The organism is Streptomyces hoynatensis (assembly GCF_003626535.1).
GTDB classification, from domain to species: domain Bacteria; phylum Actinomycetota; class Actinomycetes; order Streptomycetales; family Streptomycetaceae; genus Streptomyces; species Streptomyces hoynatensis.
Map to the genome: position 1 here is coordinate 498,216 of NZ_RBAL01000001.1, position 15,827 is coordinate 514,042.

Annotated in this window: 10 protein-coding genes; all 10 read right to left on the minus strand. The window is 75.8% G+C overall.

Annotation, left to right across the window (positions count from 1 at the left end):
- Positions 1 to 3: 3 nt before the first annotated feature.
- A complete protein-coding gene (locus tag D7294_RS02215) occupies positions 4 to 6,369 on the minus strand; it encodes a type I polyketide synthase (RefSeq protein ID WP_120674772.1) in 6,366 nt (2,121 codons plus the stop codon).
- Positions 6,359 to 7,354, minus strand: coding sequence for an ACP S-malonyltransferase (gene fabD, locus D7294_RS02220; RefSeq protein WP_206619448.1), 996 nt, complete (start codon positions 7,352 to 7,354; stop codon positions 6,359 to 6,361). Before fabD ends, D7294_RS02215 begins: the two co-directional genes overlap by 11 nt.
- Positions 7,351 to 8,376 carry an aldo/keto reductase gene (locus tag D7294_RS02225; protein WP_120674774.1) on the minus strand — a complete coding sequence of 342 codons (1,026 nt, stop codon included), beginning with the start codon at positions 8,374 to 8,376 and terminating at the stop codon, positions 7,351 to 7,353. Before D7294_RS02225 ends, fabD begins: the two co-directional genes overlap by 4 nt.
- Positions 8,373 to 10,031: an FAD-dependent monooxygenase gene (locus tag D7294_RS02230; protein WP_120674776.1), complete on the minus strand. Its 1,659-nt coding sequence runs from the start codon at positions 10,029 to 10,031 to the stop codon at positions 8,373 to 8,375. The genes D7294_RS02225 and D7294_RS02230 overlap by 4 nt, the downstream gene beginning before the upstream one ends.
- Before the next feature lie 143 nt (positions 10,032 to 10,174).
- Positions 10,175 to 10,879 carry a 3-oxoacyl-ACP reductase FabG gene (fabG, locus tag D7294_RS02235; RefSeq protein WP_206619449.1) on the minus strand — a complete coding sequence of 235 codons (705 nt, stop codon included), beginning with the start codon at positions 10,877 to 10,879 and terminating at the stop codon, positions 10,175 to 10,177.
- A gap of 60 nt (positions 10,880 to 10,939) precedes the next feature.
- Positions 10,940 to 12,175, minus strand: coding sequence for a beta-ketoacyl-[acyl-carrier-protein] synthase family protein (locus D7294_RS02240; RefSeq protein WP_120674780.1), 1,236 nt, complete (start codon positions 12,173 to 12,175; stop codon positions 10,940 to 10,942).
- The gene (locus D7294_RS02245) at positions 12,172 to 12,438 is read right to left on the minus strand and encodes an acyl carrier protein (protein ID WP_120674782.1); all 267 of its coding nucleotides are present in this window, start codon (positions 12,436 to 12,438) and stop codon (positions 12,172 to 12,174) included. The genes D7294_RS02240 and D7294_RS02245 overlap by 4 nt, the downstream gene beginning before the upstream one ends.
- A gap of 241 nt (positions 12,439 to 12,679) precedes the next feature.
- On the minus strand, positions 12,680 to 13,345 hold the full coding sequence (locus D7294_RS02250; RefSeq protein WP_120674784.1) for an HAD-IA family hydrolase: 666 nt from the start codon (positions 13,343 to 13,345) through the stop codon (positions 12,680 to 12,682).
- Complete coding sequence (locus D7294_RS02255; RefSeq protein WP_147450756.1) at positions 13,342 to 14,373, minus strand: AfsA-related hotdog domain-containing protein; 1,032 nt, start codon at positions 14,371 to 14,373, stop codon at positions 13,342 to 13,344. Before D7294_RS02255 ends, D7294_RS02250 begins: the two co-directional genes overlap by 4 nt.
- 218 nt (positions 14,374 to 14,591) lie before the next feature.
- A complete protein-coding gene (locus D7294_RS02260) occupies positions 14,592 to 15,425 on the minus strand; it encodes a helix-turn-helix transcriptional regulator (RefSeq protein WP_120674788.1) in 834 nt (277 codons plus the stop codon).
- Positions 15,426 to 15,827: the final 402 nt, after the last annotated feature.

Here is a 15,827-nt window from a genome sequence, read left to right on the forward strand (position 1 = left end):
AGCTCAGTCCTTCCCCTGGGCGGCGGACGGTTCTTCGAAGAGGCGGTCGAGCAGGACGCCGGCCAGCGCCCGGACGTTGCCGTAGGTCCACAGCAGGGTCGGGGACAGCTTCAGGCCGAAGGCGGATTCGAGCCGGTTGCGGAATTCCAGGCTGAGCAGCGAGTCGAGCCCGACCTCCTTGAAGGGCCGCTCCGGCTCGATCATCGCCGCGTCCAGGCGCAGCACCCGCCCGGCGAGCTCCCGCACCTGCTCCTGCAGCAGCGCCGGCCGTTCCGCCGCCGCGGCGGACCGCAGCCGGTTCAGGGCCTGGCCGGCGCCGGCCGCGCGGGACGGGCCCTGTGCCGCGGCCTCGCGCAGCTCGCTCCAGGAGGGCAGGGCGGCGGTCTCCGGGTAGGACTCCATCCACTGCCGGACGTCGAGCCGCATGTAGGAGACGACCTCCCCGGCCTCGCCGCCGAGGTAGCGGTCGAGCGCCGGCCAGGCCTCCGCCGTGGTGAGGGCGCCCATGCCGCGTTCGGCGAGCCTGGCGCCGCGGTTGGCGTCCACGGCGGCCAGGCCCACGTCGGTGAAGGGGCCCCACTGGACGCTCAGCGCGGGCAGGCCGCGCCGCCTGCGGGCCAGGGCGAGGGCGTCCATGGCGGCGTTGCCCGCCGCGTAGGCCGCCTGCCCCGCGGTGCCGACCAGGCCGGCCGCCGAGGAGAACAGCACGAAGAAGTCCAGCGGATCGCCGGCCGTGGCCGCGTCCAGGTGCAGCGCGCCGTGCAGCTTCGGGGCGAGCACCCGGCGCAGCGCGCCGGGGCCGAGGTTGGCGATCATGGCGTCGTCGAGCACGCCGGCGGAGTGCACGACCCCGCGCAGCGGCGGCATCGTCTCCCGCAGCCGGCCGAGGGCCGCCGCAAGCGCCGCCGGGTCCGAGACGTCGGCCCGGAAGGTCTCCACGGTCACGCCCTTGGCGCGCAGCGCGGCGAGGCGCCGCGCGGTGTCCTCGCCGGGCGCGGACCGGCCGAGGAGGGCCAGGGCGCCGGCGCCCGCGGCGGCGAAGTGCTCGGCCACCGAGAGGCCGAGGCCGGTGAGGCCGCCGGTCACCAGGTAGGTGGCGTCCTCCCTGAGCCGCCCGCCGGGCAGCGGCTCGGGCGCCACCGGCGGCGCCTGCCGGGCCGGGTCGCCCTCGGGCGCCGCGAGCAGCACGAACTTGCCGATGTGCGCGCCGCGGGACATCTCCCGCATCGCCTCGGCGGCCTGCGCCACGGGGTGGCAGGAGGTGGGCAGCGGGGTGAACTCGCCGGCGGCCACCAGGTCCCACACCTCGGCGAAGACCTCAGCGAAGTGGTCCGGCCTGCGGTCCATGAGGGCGGCGACGTCCACGGAGGCCAGCGCGATGCCCTTCCTGAAGGCGGTGAGGCCGATGGCGCGGTCGCCGTAGATGTCCTTCTTGCCGACCTCGACGAACCGGCCGCCGTCGGCCAGCGCGTCCAGGCCGACCGGGATGGCGGCGCCGGCCAGGGAGTTGAGGATGACGTCCACGCCGCGGCCGCCGGTCGCCTCCCGCACCCGCTCGGCCCAGGACAGGTCGCGGGAGTCGAAGACGTGGGCGATGCCGAGGCCGCGCAGGTGGCGGCGTTTCTCCTCGGTGCCCGCGGTGGCGATGATCTCCGCGCCAAGCCGCCTGGCCACCTGGACGGCGGCGAGGCCGAGGCCGCCGGCCGCCGAGTGGATGAGCACCGTCTCGCCCGCGGCGAGGCGGGCGGTGGCCTGAAGGGCGTACCAGGCGGTGACCAGGGCCACCGGCAGCGAGACCGCCTCGGTGTCGCTCATCCCGGCGGGCACCGGCCTGGCGTGGCCGGCCCGCAGCGTGACGTGGGAGGCGATGCTCGGCAGGGCGAGGCCCACCACCCGGTCGCCCACGGCGTGTTCGGTGACGCCGGCGCCGACGCGGACCACCCGGCCGGCGCACTCGATGCCGAGCAGGTGGGCGTGGCCGGGGTCGGGGAAGGTGCCGAGGGCCTTCATCAGGTCGAGGAAGTTCAGCGCGGAGGCGGTGACCTCGATCTCGATCTCGCCCGCGGCCGGCTCCCGCCGCCGCAGCGGCCGGAACTCCAGGCCCTCCCACAGGCCCGGCCGGTGAGGCACCAGGCGATAGGCCCGCTCGGGGCGCCGCCAGGGCGGGGCGGGCCGCTCGGGCCCGGCCTCGCCGCGGGCCAGGCGGCCGGCGTACCTGCGGCCGCCGCGCAGCGCCAGCTGCTCCTCCGCCTCGTCGGCGGCGAGCAGTTCGGCGGCGCAGGCGGCGGGCCAGTCCGCGTCGGCGGCCGGGAGGTCGAGCAGCAGCGACCGCAGCTCGGGGTGCTCGTGGCGCAGCACCCGGCCGAAGCCCCAGTAGGCGGCGCCCGCCGGGTCCGGCACGTCCTCCGCGGCGACGGCCTGGGCGCCTGCGGTGACGACGCAAAGACGCGGCGGCACCGGCAGGCTCAGGCAGCCGCGCACCAGGCGGGCGAGGCTCAGCAGGCCCTCGGCCGGGTCGGCGGCCTCGCCCGGCGGCGGGGCGAGGAAGACCACCTGGGCCCCTTCCGGCGCGGACCGCAGCCGCTCGGCCGGGTCGGCGGCGTCGAGTTCGAGGACGGTGGCGGTGCCGCCGCCCCGCAGCACGGCCTCGGCGAGCGCCTTGGGGCGGTGCCCGCCGTCGGCCGTGCCGCAGATCAGCAGCGGCCCGGGCGCGGCGGCTTCCGCGCCGCGCGGCTGCTCGTGGAACAGCAGCCGGTAGCTGTGGCGCTCCACGGCCTCCGCGGTGGCGTCGGGCCCGTCGATGGCCTGGAGCAGCAGGCCCTCGACGGCCGCGAGCGGGCGGCGTTCGGCGTCGAAGAGGAAGACGTCGTACCGGTCCTGGGCCCCGGCGCCGCACGGGGTGGCGTAGGACCACACCTCGGTGACCGGCTCCCCGGGGTCCCGCAGCAGGTGCAGCCGGCGCACGGCCCTGGGCACGACCGTCACCCCGGGCGGGGCGAGCGCCAGGGACACCTGAAGGGCGCTGTCGAGCAGCACCGGGTGCAGGCCGTGCGGGCGGGCCTGGGCGTGGCACCGCTGGGGGAGCAGCACGTGGCCGAGGGCGCCGGCCTCGTCCCGGTGCAGGGCCACGACGCCCTGCAGCAGGGGGCCGTAGGCGATGCCGGTGGCGGCGCGGGCGGCGTAGAACTCGCCGGCGTCCTGGGGTTTCCCGTCGAGCAGCGGGCCGGGGAAGGCGGGGAAGCCGTCGGGGGCCTTTGCCCGCGGGCTCGACCAGGGGACGCGGACGGTGGCGTGCACGGCCCAGTCCGCCGCGCCCTCGGGCAGGGAGGACAGCGAGAAGGCGCCGCCGTCCTGGACGTCCTCGCGCCAGCGCACGGCCAGCGGCAGGGCGGCCTCGCCGAGGGTGACGTCGCTGGTGAACTCGACGTCGGCGAGCGTGGCCGGCAGGGAGCCCGTTCTGGCGCGCGCCGTGTCCAGGGCGATGGTCAGCATCGCGGCCCCCGGCAGGACGACGGCCTCGCCGACCCGGTGGTCCCCGAGCCACAGGGCGTCGTCCCGGCCGAGGTCGAGCCTGCCCTCCCAGGCGCCGCGTTCGGCGAGCGAGGGGCCGAGCGCGAAGGCGAGTTCGCCCTGCCTGGCGTGGCGCCTGCGCCCCGGGTCGATCCAGTACGGGCGCCGCTGCCAGGGGTAGGGCGGCAGGGGCGCGTGGGCGTGGCGCGGCAGGTGGCCGAAGGGCGCGAGGCCGCCGGTGTACGCCCGCGCGAACGCCAGGGCCAGGTCGCGGAGGCCGCCGTGGCCGCGGCGCAGGGTGTGCAGCACCCGGGCCGGTTCGGCGCCCCGGGCGGCCAGCTCCTCCATGGCGGTGGACAGGATGGGGTGCGCGCTGATCTCGATCAGGTGGGTGACGCCCTCGTCGAGGAGCCGGGAGACGGCGTCGGCGAACAGCACCGGCTGCCTGAGGTTGTCCATCCAGTACGCGGGGCCGAGGGCGGTGCCTGGCACCACCTCGGTGCGCACGGTGGACATCAGCGGCACCGAGCCCTCCCGCGGCCGGATGCCGGCGAGCGCGGACAGCACCTCGGGGCGCAGCTCCTCCATCTGCGGGCTGTGCGAGGCGTAGGCGGCGTCCAGGAGCCGGCAGTAGACGCCGTCGGCCTCAAGCAGCTCCTTCAGCACCAGCACGGCGTCGGCGTCGCCGGAGAACACGCAGGAGCGCGGCCCGTTGTTCACCGCCACGGAGACGGACTCCTCGAATCCGGCGAGGGCGGCCGTGGCGGCCTGCAGGTCCAGGTCGACGGCCAGCATGCGGCCCCGGCCCAGGGTCCTGCCGCCGAGCCTGCTGCGTTCGACGACGGTCAGCGCGGCGTCCTCGTAGGAGAGGATGCCGGCCACCGTGGCGGCGGAGACCTCGCCCTGGCTGTGGCCGATGACGACGTCGGGCTCGACGCCGGCGGAGCGCCAGACCTCGGCGAGGCCGACGCACACCGCCCACAGCACGGGCTGGAGCACCTCCACCTGCGACAGCCACGCCTCGCCCGCCTCCCCGGCGAGCACGGCCTCCAGGTCCCAGTCGACCAGGGGGGCGAGCGCCTTGGCGCAGCGGCGGATGGTGGCGGCGAACCGCGGCTCGCCGGCGAGGAGTTCGCGGCCCATCTCCAGCCACTGGGAGCCCTGCCCCGGGAAGACGAAGGCGATGCGGCCCACCTCGGCCGGCGTTCCGGTGACCACCTCGGCCTGCTCGTCCTCGGGGTCGTCGAGGAACCTCGCCAGCCGCTCGGCGGCCTCGGCGGGCCCGGCCGCCACCAGGGCGGCCCTGGCGGCGAAGTGGTCCCGCTGCCAGGCCAGGGTGCCGGCGGCGTGCGGCAGGGACACCCCGCCCGCGGCGAAGAGCGCGCCGAGGTCCCTGGCACGCTGCCGCAGCGCCTCCTGGTTCTGCGCGGAGAACGGCACCGGCACCGGCGGCGCGCCCGCCCCGGCCGCCGCTTCCGCCCCGGTGCCGCTGCCGGTCCCGGTGCCGCTGCCGATCCCGGTGCCGGTCCTGGTGCCGGTGACGCTCCCGGCGCCGGGCGCGGCCGTGGCCGTGGCGGGCGGCGGGCTGGTGACCACGGCGTGGCCGTTGGTGCCGCCCCAGCCGAAGGAGTTGACGCCCATCACGAGGCGGCCCTCGCCTGGCAGTTCCACGGGCTCGCGCACCACCCGGACGTTGAGCTCCTCGAAGGGGATGGCCGGGTTCAGCTCCTCGGCGTGCAGGCTGGGCGGGATGACGCGGTGCCGCAGCGAGAGCAGCACCTTGAACAGGCCCGCCATGCCGGCGGCCGGCTCCAGGTGCCCGATGTTGCTCTTGACCGAGCCGATGAGCAGGGGGCCGCTGTCCTTGCCGCGGCGCTGCCCGAGGGCCCGGCCGATCGCGCCGGCCTCGATGGGGTCGCCGCGGCCGGTGCCGGTGCCGTGTGCCTCCACGTAGGCCAGCTCGTCCAGCGGGATGCCCGACTGGTCGTAGACCAGCCGCAGCAGGTCCTCCTGCCCCTCGGGGCTCGGCGTGACCAGGCTCTCGCCGCCGCCGTCGTTGTTGACCGCGGTGCGGGCGATGACGCCGTGGATGCGGTCGCCGTCCCGCAGGGCGCGCTCCAGGGTCTTGACGAAGACGGCGGCCACGCCCTCGCTGCGGACGAAGCCGTCGGCGGCGGCCGAGAACGGCCGGCACGTGCCGGTGGCGGACAGGCCGCCGAAGTGCTGGAGGCCGATGGACAGGTCGGGGGCGAGGATGAGGTTGACGCCGCCGACGAGCGCCGCGTCCACCTCCCCGCCGATCAGCGCCCGCGCGGCCTGGTGCAGGGCGACCAGGGAGGAGGAGCACCCGGTCTCCACCGTCATGCTGGGGCCCTTGAGCTTCAGGAAGTAGGAGACGCGGGCCGCGGTCATGTCCAGCGCGTTGCCGAAGGTGCTGTGCTGGGTGGCGCGCGCGCCGCGTTCCTTGCGGAGCGTCTCGTAGTCGTGCCAGGCGGCGCCGACCCAGACGCCGGTGCGGGTGCCGGCCAGGGTGGCGGCGGGGACGCCCGCGTCCTCCAGGGCGGTCCAGCAGGTCTCCAGCATCAGCCGGTGCTGCGGGTCCACGTCGGCGGCCTCGCGGGGGGAGATGCCGAAGAACGTGGCGTCGAACTCCCGCACGTCGTCGAGGAATCCGCCCACCGCCTGGATGGGCAGCTCCGGGTCGAGGAAGGCGGTGGCGTCCCAGCGGTCCTTGGGGACGGGGCGGATCGGGTCGCCGCGGTCGACGAGCAGCTGCCAGAACCGCTCGGTGTCGGCCGCGCCGGGAAAGCGCCCGGCCATGCCCACCACGGCCAGCTGCTGGGCGGGATCAGGACTCACTTCGATCTCCTACCAGGTGTTGAGGGAACGCGTCGGCGCTCGGGGCGGTTGCGGAGGCGGTGGCGGGTGGGGCGGCGTGGCCGGTTTCCCCGGTGCCCGGGGCCGAAGAGGCGGGGCCGGCCGGGGCCTGGAGGATGCGGCGCAGCATGCCGGTGAGGGTGGTGCCCGGGCCCAGCTCGGTGAAGTCCAGCTCGCCCTGCGCCCGCAGCCCGTTGATGCTGTCGACCCACCGCACGGGGCTGGTCAGCTGCGCGACCAGGTCCCGGGCGATCCGGCCGGGCCGGTGCGGGCGCGCGGTGGCGTTGGCGATGACCGGGACCCGGGGCGAGCCGAAGGTGACGGTGCGCAGGAAGCCGGCGTACCGCTCGGCGGCCTGGCGCAGGTAGCGGGAGTGGAACGGGCCGCTGACGTTGAGCCGGACGCAGCGCACGCCTTCCTCCGCGGTCACCGCGAGCAGCCGCTCCACCTCGGGCTCGGGGCCGGCGAGGGCGACCTGGCCCGGCGCGTTGTGCAGCGCGAGGTCGAGCCCCGTCAGCCCGGCGCGCGACAGCAGCTCGCGGACCCCGGGGGGTTCGAGCCCGAGCACGGCGGCCATCGTGCCCGCCGTGGCGCGGCTCATCAGCTCGCCGCGGCGCTTGACCAGCCGCAGCCCGGTGACGAAGTCGAAGACGCCGGCGGCGAACAGGGCGGCGTACTCGCCCACGCTGTGGCCGAGCAGCCGGTCGGCCTCCCCGGGCCGCAGCGAGCAGTGCCGCAGGTAGGCCAGGGCCTCGACGACGTACAGCGCGGGCTGGGCGAACTCGGTGCGCCGCAGCGCCCCGTCCGGGTCCTCCACGCACAGCTGCTCGACCGAGTAGCCGAGCACCTCCTCGGCGCGGGCGGTGAGCTGGGGAAAGAGGGCGAAGAGGTCCTCGCCCATGCCCTTCTTCTGGGCGCCCTGCCCGGGGAAGCCGAGCACCCGCAGCGGGCGTGCGGGGGCCGTCATCGGTCGACCGTCGCCTGCATCGGGGCGTGGAACCGGTCGCCCACGAAGGAACCGGCCGGCGCGAGGGACTCCAGCTCGGCGAGCGCGGCCGCGTCCAGGCGGACCGCGGCGGCCCCGGCGTTCTCGGCGAACTGCGCGCGGTTCATCGCGCCCTGGACGGGCACCACGCCGTGGGCCATCAGCCAGGCCAGGCTGAGCTGGGCCGTGGTGCAGCCGAGCCGGGCCGCGAACTCGCCGATGCGGCCGACGACTTCCAGATTGGCCCGCAGGGCCTCCGCGGAGAAGCGGGGCAGGATGCTGCGCATGTCGTCCTTGCCGAAGGCCGCGCCCGCGAGCGTGCCGGTGAGCAGGCCGCGGCCCAGGGGACCCCAGGCGACGAAGCCGATGCCGAGCTCCCGGCACACCGGCAGCACCGTCTCCTCGGGGCCGCGGGTGCACAGCGAGTACTCGGACTGCAGGGCCGCCATCGGGTGGGTGGCGTGGGCCCGGCGGAGGGTGTCGGCCGCCGCCTCCGAGATCCCGAGGTGGCGCACCTTGCCGGCCTTGACGTGCTCGGCCATCGCCCCGATGGACTCCTCGACGGGCACCTCGGGGTCGACGCGGTGCAGGTAGTAGAGGTCGATGTGGTCGGTGCCGAGGCGGGCGAGGCTCTCGTCGACGGCTTTGCGGATGTGCTCGGGGCGCCCGTCGATCCGCACCCCGGTCGCGGTGCGGAGCAGCCCGCACTTGGTGGCCAGGACGAGCCGGTCCCGCTCGGCCGGGCTCAGCCCGGCCAGGGCCTCGCCGACCAGCTCCTCGCTGCGCCCGCCGCCGTACATGTAGGCGGTGTCGACGAAGTCCACCCCGCTGCGCACCGCCTGCCTGATGGTGGCCACGGCCTCGCGGGCGTCGGCGGGCCCGTAGCCCTCGGCCATGCCCATGCAGCCCAGGCCGAGCGCGGAAACCTCCAGGCCCTGCCCGAGCGTGACCCGGCCCGGCGTGCCCTGCGGGCCGGTGGTCCTTGCGGTCGTCGTGCCGGTCATGGCGTCTCGTCCTCCCACGCGTCGTTGTTCGCCGAAGTCCCGGAGGCCGCCGCCGGTGCGGCGGTGCGGGTGCCGCGCACCCGGGCGAGCGCGGCGTTCACGGCCCGTACGCCGGCCGGGTCGCCGAGCGCGGCCGCGGCGGCGATCACCGTGTCCGGCCGGACCAGGCAGACCGTTCCCTGGCGGGCGCCCAGGGCGCGCCGCAGCCGGCCGCCCGGGTCGTCGAGGGCGGTGCCTGCGGCGCCGTGGCCCGCCGGTCCCCGGCCGACGCGCACCACGTGCAGCAGAGAAGGGTCGGCGGGCGAGGGCAGGTCGAGGGCGGCCGTTCCCGGGCCGCTGTGCGGGCCGAACGCGAGCAGCAGGTGGCCGCCAGGGGCCAGCAGGTCGTGCAGCCGCCGCCCGTCGCCGAGCGGGACGTCGGCGATCCGCAGCCCGGGGCGCAGCCCGCGCCGCGCCGGGCCCTGGACCGGGAGCCGCAGGTCAAGCTGGGCGATGCGGCGCGGCAGTACGCGTTCCAGCAGGCCGGTGCGCAGGCCGAGGTCGATCAGCACGTCCCGCCTGACCCGCCGCCAGCCCTTGAGCATCCACATCCGGGTCTGCTGGTCGGTCTCGGCGATGACCTGCCCGGCGACGAAGAGCCGCTCGGCCTCCCACTGGTCGAGCACCGTCTCCGGCACGCCGCGGCGCAGCACGCCTGCCAGCCGCCAGGACAGCGAACCCGCGTCCTGCACACCGGTGTTGAGGCCGAGGCCCCCGGCGGGGCTGTGGATGTGCGCGGCGTCGCCCGCGAGCAGGACCCGGCCGATCCGCATCCTGGCCGCCTGCTTGCGGTGGATCTGGAAGCTGCCGCTGCCGGACGCCTGCCCCGGCGTGATGGGCAGCGGCGAGTTCTTCTCCAGCAGCCGGCCGACCAGCCCCACCGGGTCCTCGGGGCTCTCGCCGGGGGGCACGCTGGCGAAGACCCGGTAGAGCCCGCCGGGGAGGCCGACCACGACGATGACGCCGGTGGGGCCCATCAGGTAGTAGGACTCGTCGTGCGCGTACTCGGTGTCGTAGTGCCCGTCGACGATGACGAACGTCTGCGGGTAGGTGGCGCCCTCGAAGGCGACGCCGCTGTGCTCGCGGACCGTGCTGTAGGCGCCGTCGCAGCCCACCACCCAGGGGACCCGCAGCGTGGAGCCGTCGGAGAGGCGGGCCAGGGCGTGGCCCTCCTCCTGGCTCAGCGACTCCAGGGCGAGGCCGAACTCGATGCTGCCGCCGGCCTTGACGACCGCCTCCCGCAGCAGTTCCTCGGTCGTGGTCTGCGGCAGGGAGATCGGCACCTGGAACCTGGTGCCGGCCAGCGGCCGCATGCGGATGCGGCCGATGCGCCGGTTCCCGGTGTAGTAGCTGGTGGCCACCAGCTTCACGCCCCGGTCGTACATCTCCTGGCCGATGCCCATGGTCTCGAAGATCTCCAGGGCGCGCGGCCAGAGGGTGATGGCCTTGGAGTGCGGGCTCGCCCGTTCCGCCCGGTCGATGACGCGCACCCGCACGCCGCGCCGCAGCAGCCCGGCGGCCAGGGTGAGGCCGGTGGGGCCCGCGCCGACGACGAGTACCTCGGTGTCCGCCTCCGGGGCGTCCGCGGTGTCCGCGGTGTCTGCGTCCTGTGCCATCTCGTGTGCTCCTCGCTGTTCGTGGATTGCTGCGGTGCCGTGGGGCCGGCCGGGGCGCGGCCGGCCGGGGATGCGGTGGGGCGGCGTGCGGTGGGGCGGCGTGCGGTGGGGCGGGTGGTGCGGGGTGGTGCCGGCGGGGGGGCTCAGGCGCCCATGCCGAAGCCGCCGCTGACCGGGAGCACGGCGCCGGTGATGTAGTGGGCCTCCTCGCCGGTCAGGAAGCGCACGGCGGAGGCGACGTCCCCGGGGCGGCCCATGCGGCCCAGCGGGGTGGTCTGCATCGCCCAGTCGCGGCGTGCCTCGCTCACCGCGGCGCTCATGTCCGTCTCGATCGGCCCGGGGGCCACGACGTTGGCCGTGATGCCGCGGCGGCCGAGCTCCCAGGCCAGCGACCTGGCGAAGCCGGTGAGCGCCGCCTTGGAGGCCGCGTAACTCGCCTGCCCGGGGCCGCCGACCGCCGCGATGGCGGAGGAGACGAACACCAGGCGTCCCCAGCGGGCGCGCAGCATGCCGGGCAGGGCGCGGCGGGCCATGCGGAAGGCGCCCACCAGATTGGTCTCCAGGACCTCGTGGAAGTCCTTGTCCTCCATTTCGAGGACGAGCATGTCCCGGGTGATCCCGGCGTTGGAGACGAGGATCTCCACCGGGCCGAACTCCCTCTCCACCTCGGCGAACGCGGACTCCACGGTGGCGGGTTCCGTGACGTCGCAGCGGACCGCGAGGAGGCCCTCGGGGGGCGGGCCGCCGCGGTGGGTGACCGCCACCCGGTGGCCCTCGTCGGCCAGGGCGCGGGCGATGGCGAGCCCGATGCCGCGGTTCCCGCCCGTGACCATGACTGAACGCTGCACGTGGGCCTCCTTGTGCTGGCTTGTCCGTGGAATCTGCCGGTATCGGTGGGGAGTTCGGCTTCAGGGCCGTACGAAGGCGAGGACCGCGTTCTGGCCGCCGAAGCCGAAGGAGTGGGTGGTGGCGGCCCGGATCGCGGCCTCGCGCGGCTTGCCCGCCACGACGTCGACGGTGATCCGCGGGTCCTGCCGGCTCAGGTTGGCCGTCGGCGGGACCAGGCCGTGCTCCAGGGCCAGGACGGTGTAGACCGCTTCGAGCGCCCCGGCCGCGCCCAGGGCGTGCCCGACGACGCCCTTGGTCGAGGTGACCGCGGGCGCGGCGTAGAGCCGTTCGATGACGGCGGCCTCGGTGACGTCGTTCAGCGGGGTCGAGGAGCCGTGGGCGTTGACGTGGTCGATGTCCGCGCCGGTCAGGCCGGCCTCCGCCAGGGCCTGCCGGATGGCGCGTTCCGCGCCCAGGCCCTCGGGGTCGGGGGCCGACAGGTGGTAGCCGTCGGCCGAGGCGCCGTAGCCGGCGACCAGGGCCCGCCGCCTGGCGCCCCGGGCGGCGGCGTCGCGGGCGCGTTCCAGCACCAGCACGCCGGCGCCCTCGGCGGCCACCATGCCGTCGCGGTCCGCGTCGAAGGGGCGGCTGGCGCCGGCCGGGTCGTGCACCCGGCGGGACACCGCGCCCATCTGGACCAGGCTGCTCATCAGCATCCCGGTCAGCGGGGCCTCGGCGCCCCCGGCCAGGACGACGTCGCACATGTCGGCCTGGAGGAGGTGCCGCGCGGTGCCGATCGCCGTGGGCCCGGCGGCGCAGGCCGTGGTCACCACCATGTTCGGGCCGAACGCCCGCAGGGCGATGGCGAGGAAGCCGGCCAGCAGGTTCATCGGGCCGGTGATCCCGAACAACGGCGAGACCCACTCCGGGCCCTCCTCGACGTACCGCACGTACTCGGTCTCGTAGGAGGTGGCCGCCCCGCCCGAGGTGCCCATGACGATGCCCACCCGGGCGCCGTCCCAGGTGCCGGGGGACAGGCCGGCGTCCGCGATGGCCTCGCGGGCGGCCAGCAGGCCAAGCTGCGTGGTGCGGTCGCTGCGCTTCCTGCCCTGGGAGCCGACGAGCGCGGTGACGTCGAACGCGGGGACCCGGCAGGAGATGTTGGCCCCGAACCGGTCGAGCGCGGGGTCGAGGGCCGCGGCCGAGACCCCCTCGCACACCCGCTGCCAGTTGGCCTCCACGCCGATCCCGGCCGCGGAGACGGCGCCGAGGCCGGTGACCGCGACCTCGGGCCCGGGGCGCCCCACCCGCGTCATGAGCCCACCGCTCCCAGCTCGCGCTGCTTGCTGCGGACGAGCTCCGCGATGTCGGTGACGCTGAAGTCGACCTGTATCTCGCCGGCGACGAAGGAGACGCCGTACTCCTTCTTGAGGGCGAGGCTGAGTTCCACGCCGCCGAGGGAGTCGATGGACAGCTGGCGGAGGGTGGTGTCCACGCCGAGGCCGTCCTCCTCGGCGTCGAAGGCGTCCACCAGCACGCGGGTGATGAACTGCTCGATTTCTCCGGCATCTGCGCTCATGACTGCCGCCTTTCCAGGGGAGTTGCCGTGGGACTTCGGGATACGAAAGGACGAAGGGGACGAAAGGGGTGGTGAGGGAGCGGGAGAGGGAGGGTGGGTGAGGGTGACCGGGGGCGAGTCGGGGCACCTCGGGGGAAAATCAGGGAGAAATCAGGGGAATTCAGTAGGGGTCGGTGGGGGTCGGGGCGGGGATCGGTGGGGGTGGGGGCGGGGGTTCCGGGGGGTGGGCCGGGGGCGTGGCTCAGCGGGGGGCGGCCCGGGTGACCCCGGTCCAGGCCGCGAGCCGGGCGATGGCCTCTTCGGTGTCGGTGAAGTGGACGGCGCGCCAGCCCGCCTCGCGCGCCCCGGCGCAGTTGGCGGGCAGGTCGTCGACCAGGACGCAGGACCCGGCGGGCACGCCGGCCACGGCCGCCGCGTGCCGGAAGATCTCCGGCATCGGCTTGCGCAGGCCGACCCGGTAGGACAGCACCTCGGCGTCGAAGGCGTCCCTGGGGCCGAGCATCGCCCGCCAGCGGGCGTCCCAGGTGGGCACCATGTTGGAGAGCAGCCCGACGAAGACGCCCTCCGCGCGCAGCGCCCGCAGCCAGGACAGCCAGGGCGCGTTCGCCGGGCGGTCGTCGAACCAGATGCCGCCCGGGTCGCCCAGGTCCGCCCGCACGGAGAACTCCTCCGCCAGCACCCGCTCGACCTGCCTGGCCCACGCCTCCTCGGTGACCAGCGGCGTGTCCAGGGGCGCCATCGGGTCGCTCACCCCGTAGGAGGCGGTGACCCGCCCGATCGCGGCGCGCAGGGTGCGCTCCTCGACCCCGACCCGCTCGCAGAAGGCGCGGGTGGTGCCCGCGAGCGGCATCGTGACCACGCCGCCGAAGTCCGTCCACACCGCGCGGACGGGCGTCTGCCCGCTCATCGGACGGCCACCTCCTCCGCCTCCCGCCCGCCGGCCGGGCCCCGGGGCGCGTCCTCCTCGGCGAGCGCCGCCTGCAGGGTGAGGCCGGCGAGTTCCCGGCCGTCCTGCTCGGCGGTCACCAGGGCCGTGACCGTCCCGGCCGGGCCCGGCCGGCCGCGCCCGGTGAGGCGGGCGGTGAGGGTGACGTCGGAGTCCAGCTCGGCGAAGCTGCCGAAGGCGGCGCGCAGCGTGCGCACCCGCAGGGCCGTGGCGCCGCCGCGGTCGAGGCCGACGGCGAGCGTCGCGGTCTGCACGGCGGCGTCCAGCAGGGCCATCCCGGGGTGGTGGTCCAGGGGGTGCTCGAAGATGGTGGGGTGCCGGCCCGGGACCGCGAGCGTGACCCGCACGCCGTCCTCGGTGCGGCTGCGGTCCGCGACGAGGACGTTGCGCGGGTCGCGGCGCCCGGCCCAGGCGGCGGGCACCCGCTGCCGCGCGGCGGCCCCTGGCAGGGTGTCAAGAACGGGGGACAGCGGGGCGGGCGAGGTCCGCGAACCCTTTCTGAGCAGCTCGTACTCCTCGCGGCTGAGGTAGCGGCCCTCGCTTGAGGTCCCGCCGACGCGGGCCCCGCCGAGGTGGAGATCGACGGTCATCCGGGCCGCGCGCAGCCGGCCGCTGCGGCGTTCCGGCTCGGTGCGGACGCTCATCGTCAGCTCCGCGGGCCCCTCCCCGAGCCGCAGTTCGGGAACGTCGAGGAGGTCGAGGGAGGTGCCGGCGGAGAGGCTGACCCAGTCCCGGGGGAGGCCGTAGGCGGTGTGGGCGACGTAGGTGCAGGCCTGGCGGCAGCACTCGGTCAGCAACAGGGCGCCGTAGTGCGGCAGCGGGTCCGTGGTGTCCAGGAAGTAGGCGTGCGACCGCGGCAGTTGGGCGGCCACCAGGACGGTGTCCCCGGCCGTGCGGAGCGAGTCGGTGAGGAAGACCTCGCTCACGGCGCGGCGGTGGACGAGCTCGCGGTCGAGCGTACGGCTGAAGCTGAGCTGGGGCGCAGGCACCGCGTTCGACTCCTCGGGTGGTGCGACCACGGCGCGCGCGGGCGGCGGTGCCGCCGGCCCCCGGGCCCGGGCCGCGGGCGGCGGCCGTCGGCCCGCGCGGCCCTTCGCGCAGTGGTGCGTGACGGGACGGGCGTTGACGGGCCTCAGTGTGTCCCGGCGGGCGTTACGCCGCCGTCACCGCACCGTCACCCCCCGCGGCCCCGCCGGGCCCCGGGCGCTCAGCCCCGCTCGACGAGCTCGGCGAGCTGGCGGGCCAGCTCGGAGCCCTTGGGGGCGAGGTAGGCGACGAGGGTCTGCTCGTTGTCCGCGGCGTGCATCTTGATGTACTCGAAGGTCACCCGGCCCAGCTTCGGGTGGTGCATCTTGCGGCTCTCCGAGGTGAAGGCGGCCAGGTCCTTCAGGTGCCACAGCCGCTTGAAGTCCTCGCTCTCCGCTTCGAGTTCGGCGATCAGCGCGGCGATGTCCGGGTGCAGCACGCCCTCGCCGATCTGCGCGCGGAAGAGGGCCACCGACTGGGCGGCGTCCCGCTCCCAGTCGTCGGAGGTGCTGCGGACCTCCTCGGAGGCGAAGGCGAGCCACAGGATGTTGCGCCTGGCGGGCGGGAAGCGGGTGAGGTCGCTGTAGAGCAACTCGCAGCCCCGGTTCCAGGCGATGACGTCGAAGCGGCGGTTCAGGATGAACGCCGGGTTCGGGTCGAGCTGGTCGAGCAGCACCTGGTAGTGGGCGGACACCTCGGCCGAGGCGGTGGTGGTCTCGCTCGGCGGCACCTCGCCGGCCAGCCGGAACAGGTGCGCGGTCTCCACCGCGTCCAGGCCGAGCACGTCGACCAGACTGCGCAGCACCTGCCTGGAGCCGCGGATCTCCCGGCCCTGTTCGAGCCACGTGTACCAGGTGACGCTGAGCCCGGCCAGGGCGGCGACCTCCTCGCGGCGCAGTCCCGGGGTGCGGCGCCGGCCCCCCGGGGCGAGCCCGACGTCCTCGGGCCTGCGTCGTTCCCGGCGGCTGCGGAGGAACTCCGCAAGCTCCCGGCGCCGATTCGTGGAGGACCCCACCTTGCACCCCGATCACTACTCGCGTGTCCGCTCCCGCCCCAGGGGCGGCCACGTTTCCCGTTGCACCGATCAGTGTGCCCGGCCCACCGGCCGGGAGGCGACGAGCCATCGGGAACGCCGGGCCGTCGCCTGCCGCGGCTGCCCCCTGCCCGCCGAACCTGGTGGTTTTCGTAACAGTACAAAGCCCATCTGGAAGCCCACAAGGCCGGTTGACACGATCGACGTGCCTGCTGAGCGGCGCCGTCAGGCCGCGCGGGCCGGCCTGCCCCGCCCCGCGCGCGAGTCGGAGGACACCGGCCCGGAGGAGCGCACGGGAACCCGGGGGCTCGGAACGGTTCGGAAAGTCCGGGAAAGTCCCGGGAAGTCCTGGGAAGTTCCGGCAAGTTCGACGGAGTCCGGGGA

What these genes read in the sequence shown, in the direction of transcription:
- fabD (WP_206619448.1), bottom strand. Translation starts at nt 7,354, where the DNA reads ATGACGGCCCCCGCACGCCCGCTGCGGGTGCTCGGCTTCCCCGGGCAG.
- D7294_RS02225 (WP_120674774.1), bottom strand. Translation starts at nt 8,376, where the DNA reads ATGACCGGCACGACGACCGCAAGGACCACCGGCCCGCAGGGCACGCCG.
- D7294_RS02230 (WP_120674776.1), bottom strand. Translation starts at nt 10,031, where the DNA reads ATGGCACAGGACGCAGACACCGCGGACACCGCGGACGCCCCGGAGGCG.
- D7294_RS02240 (WP_120674780.1), bottom strand. Translation starts at nt 12,175, where the DNA reads ATGACGCGGGTGGGGCGCCCCGGGCCCGAGGTCGCGGTCACCGGCCTC.
- D7294_RS02245 (WP_120674782.1), bottom strand. Translation starts at nt 12,438, where the DNA reads ATGAGCGCAGATGCCGGAGAAATCGAGCAGTTCATCACCCGCGTGCTG.
- D7294_RS02250 (WP_120674784.1), bottom strand. Translation starts at nt 13,345, where the DNA reads ATGAGCGGGCAGACGCCCGTCCGCGCGGTGTGGACGGACTTCGGCGGC.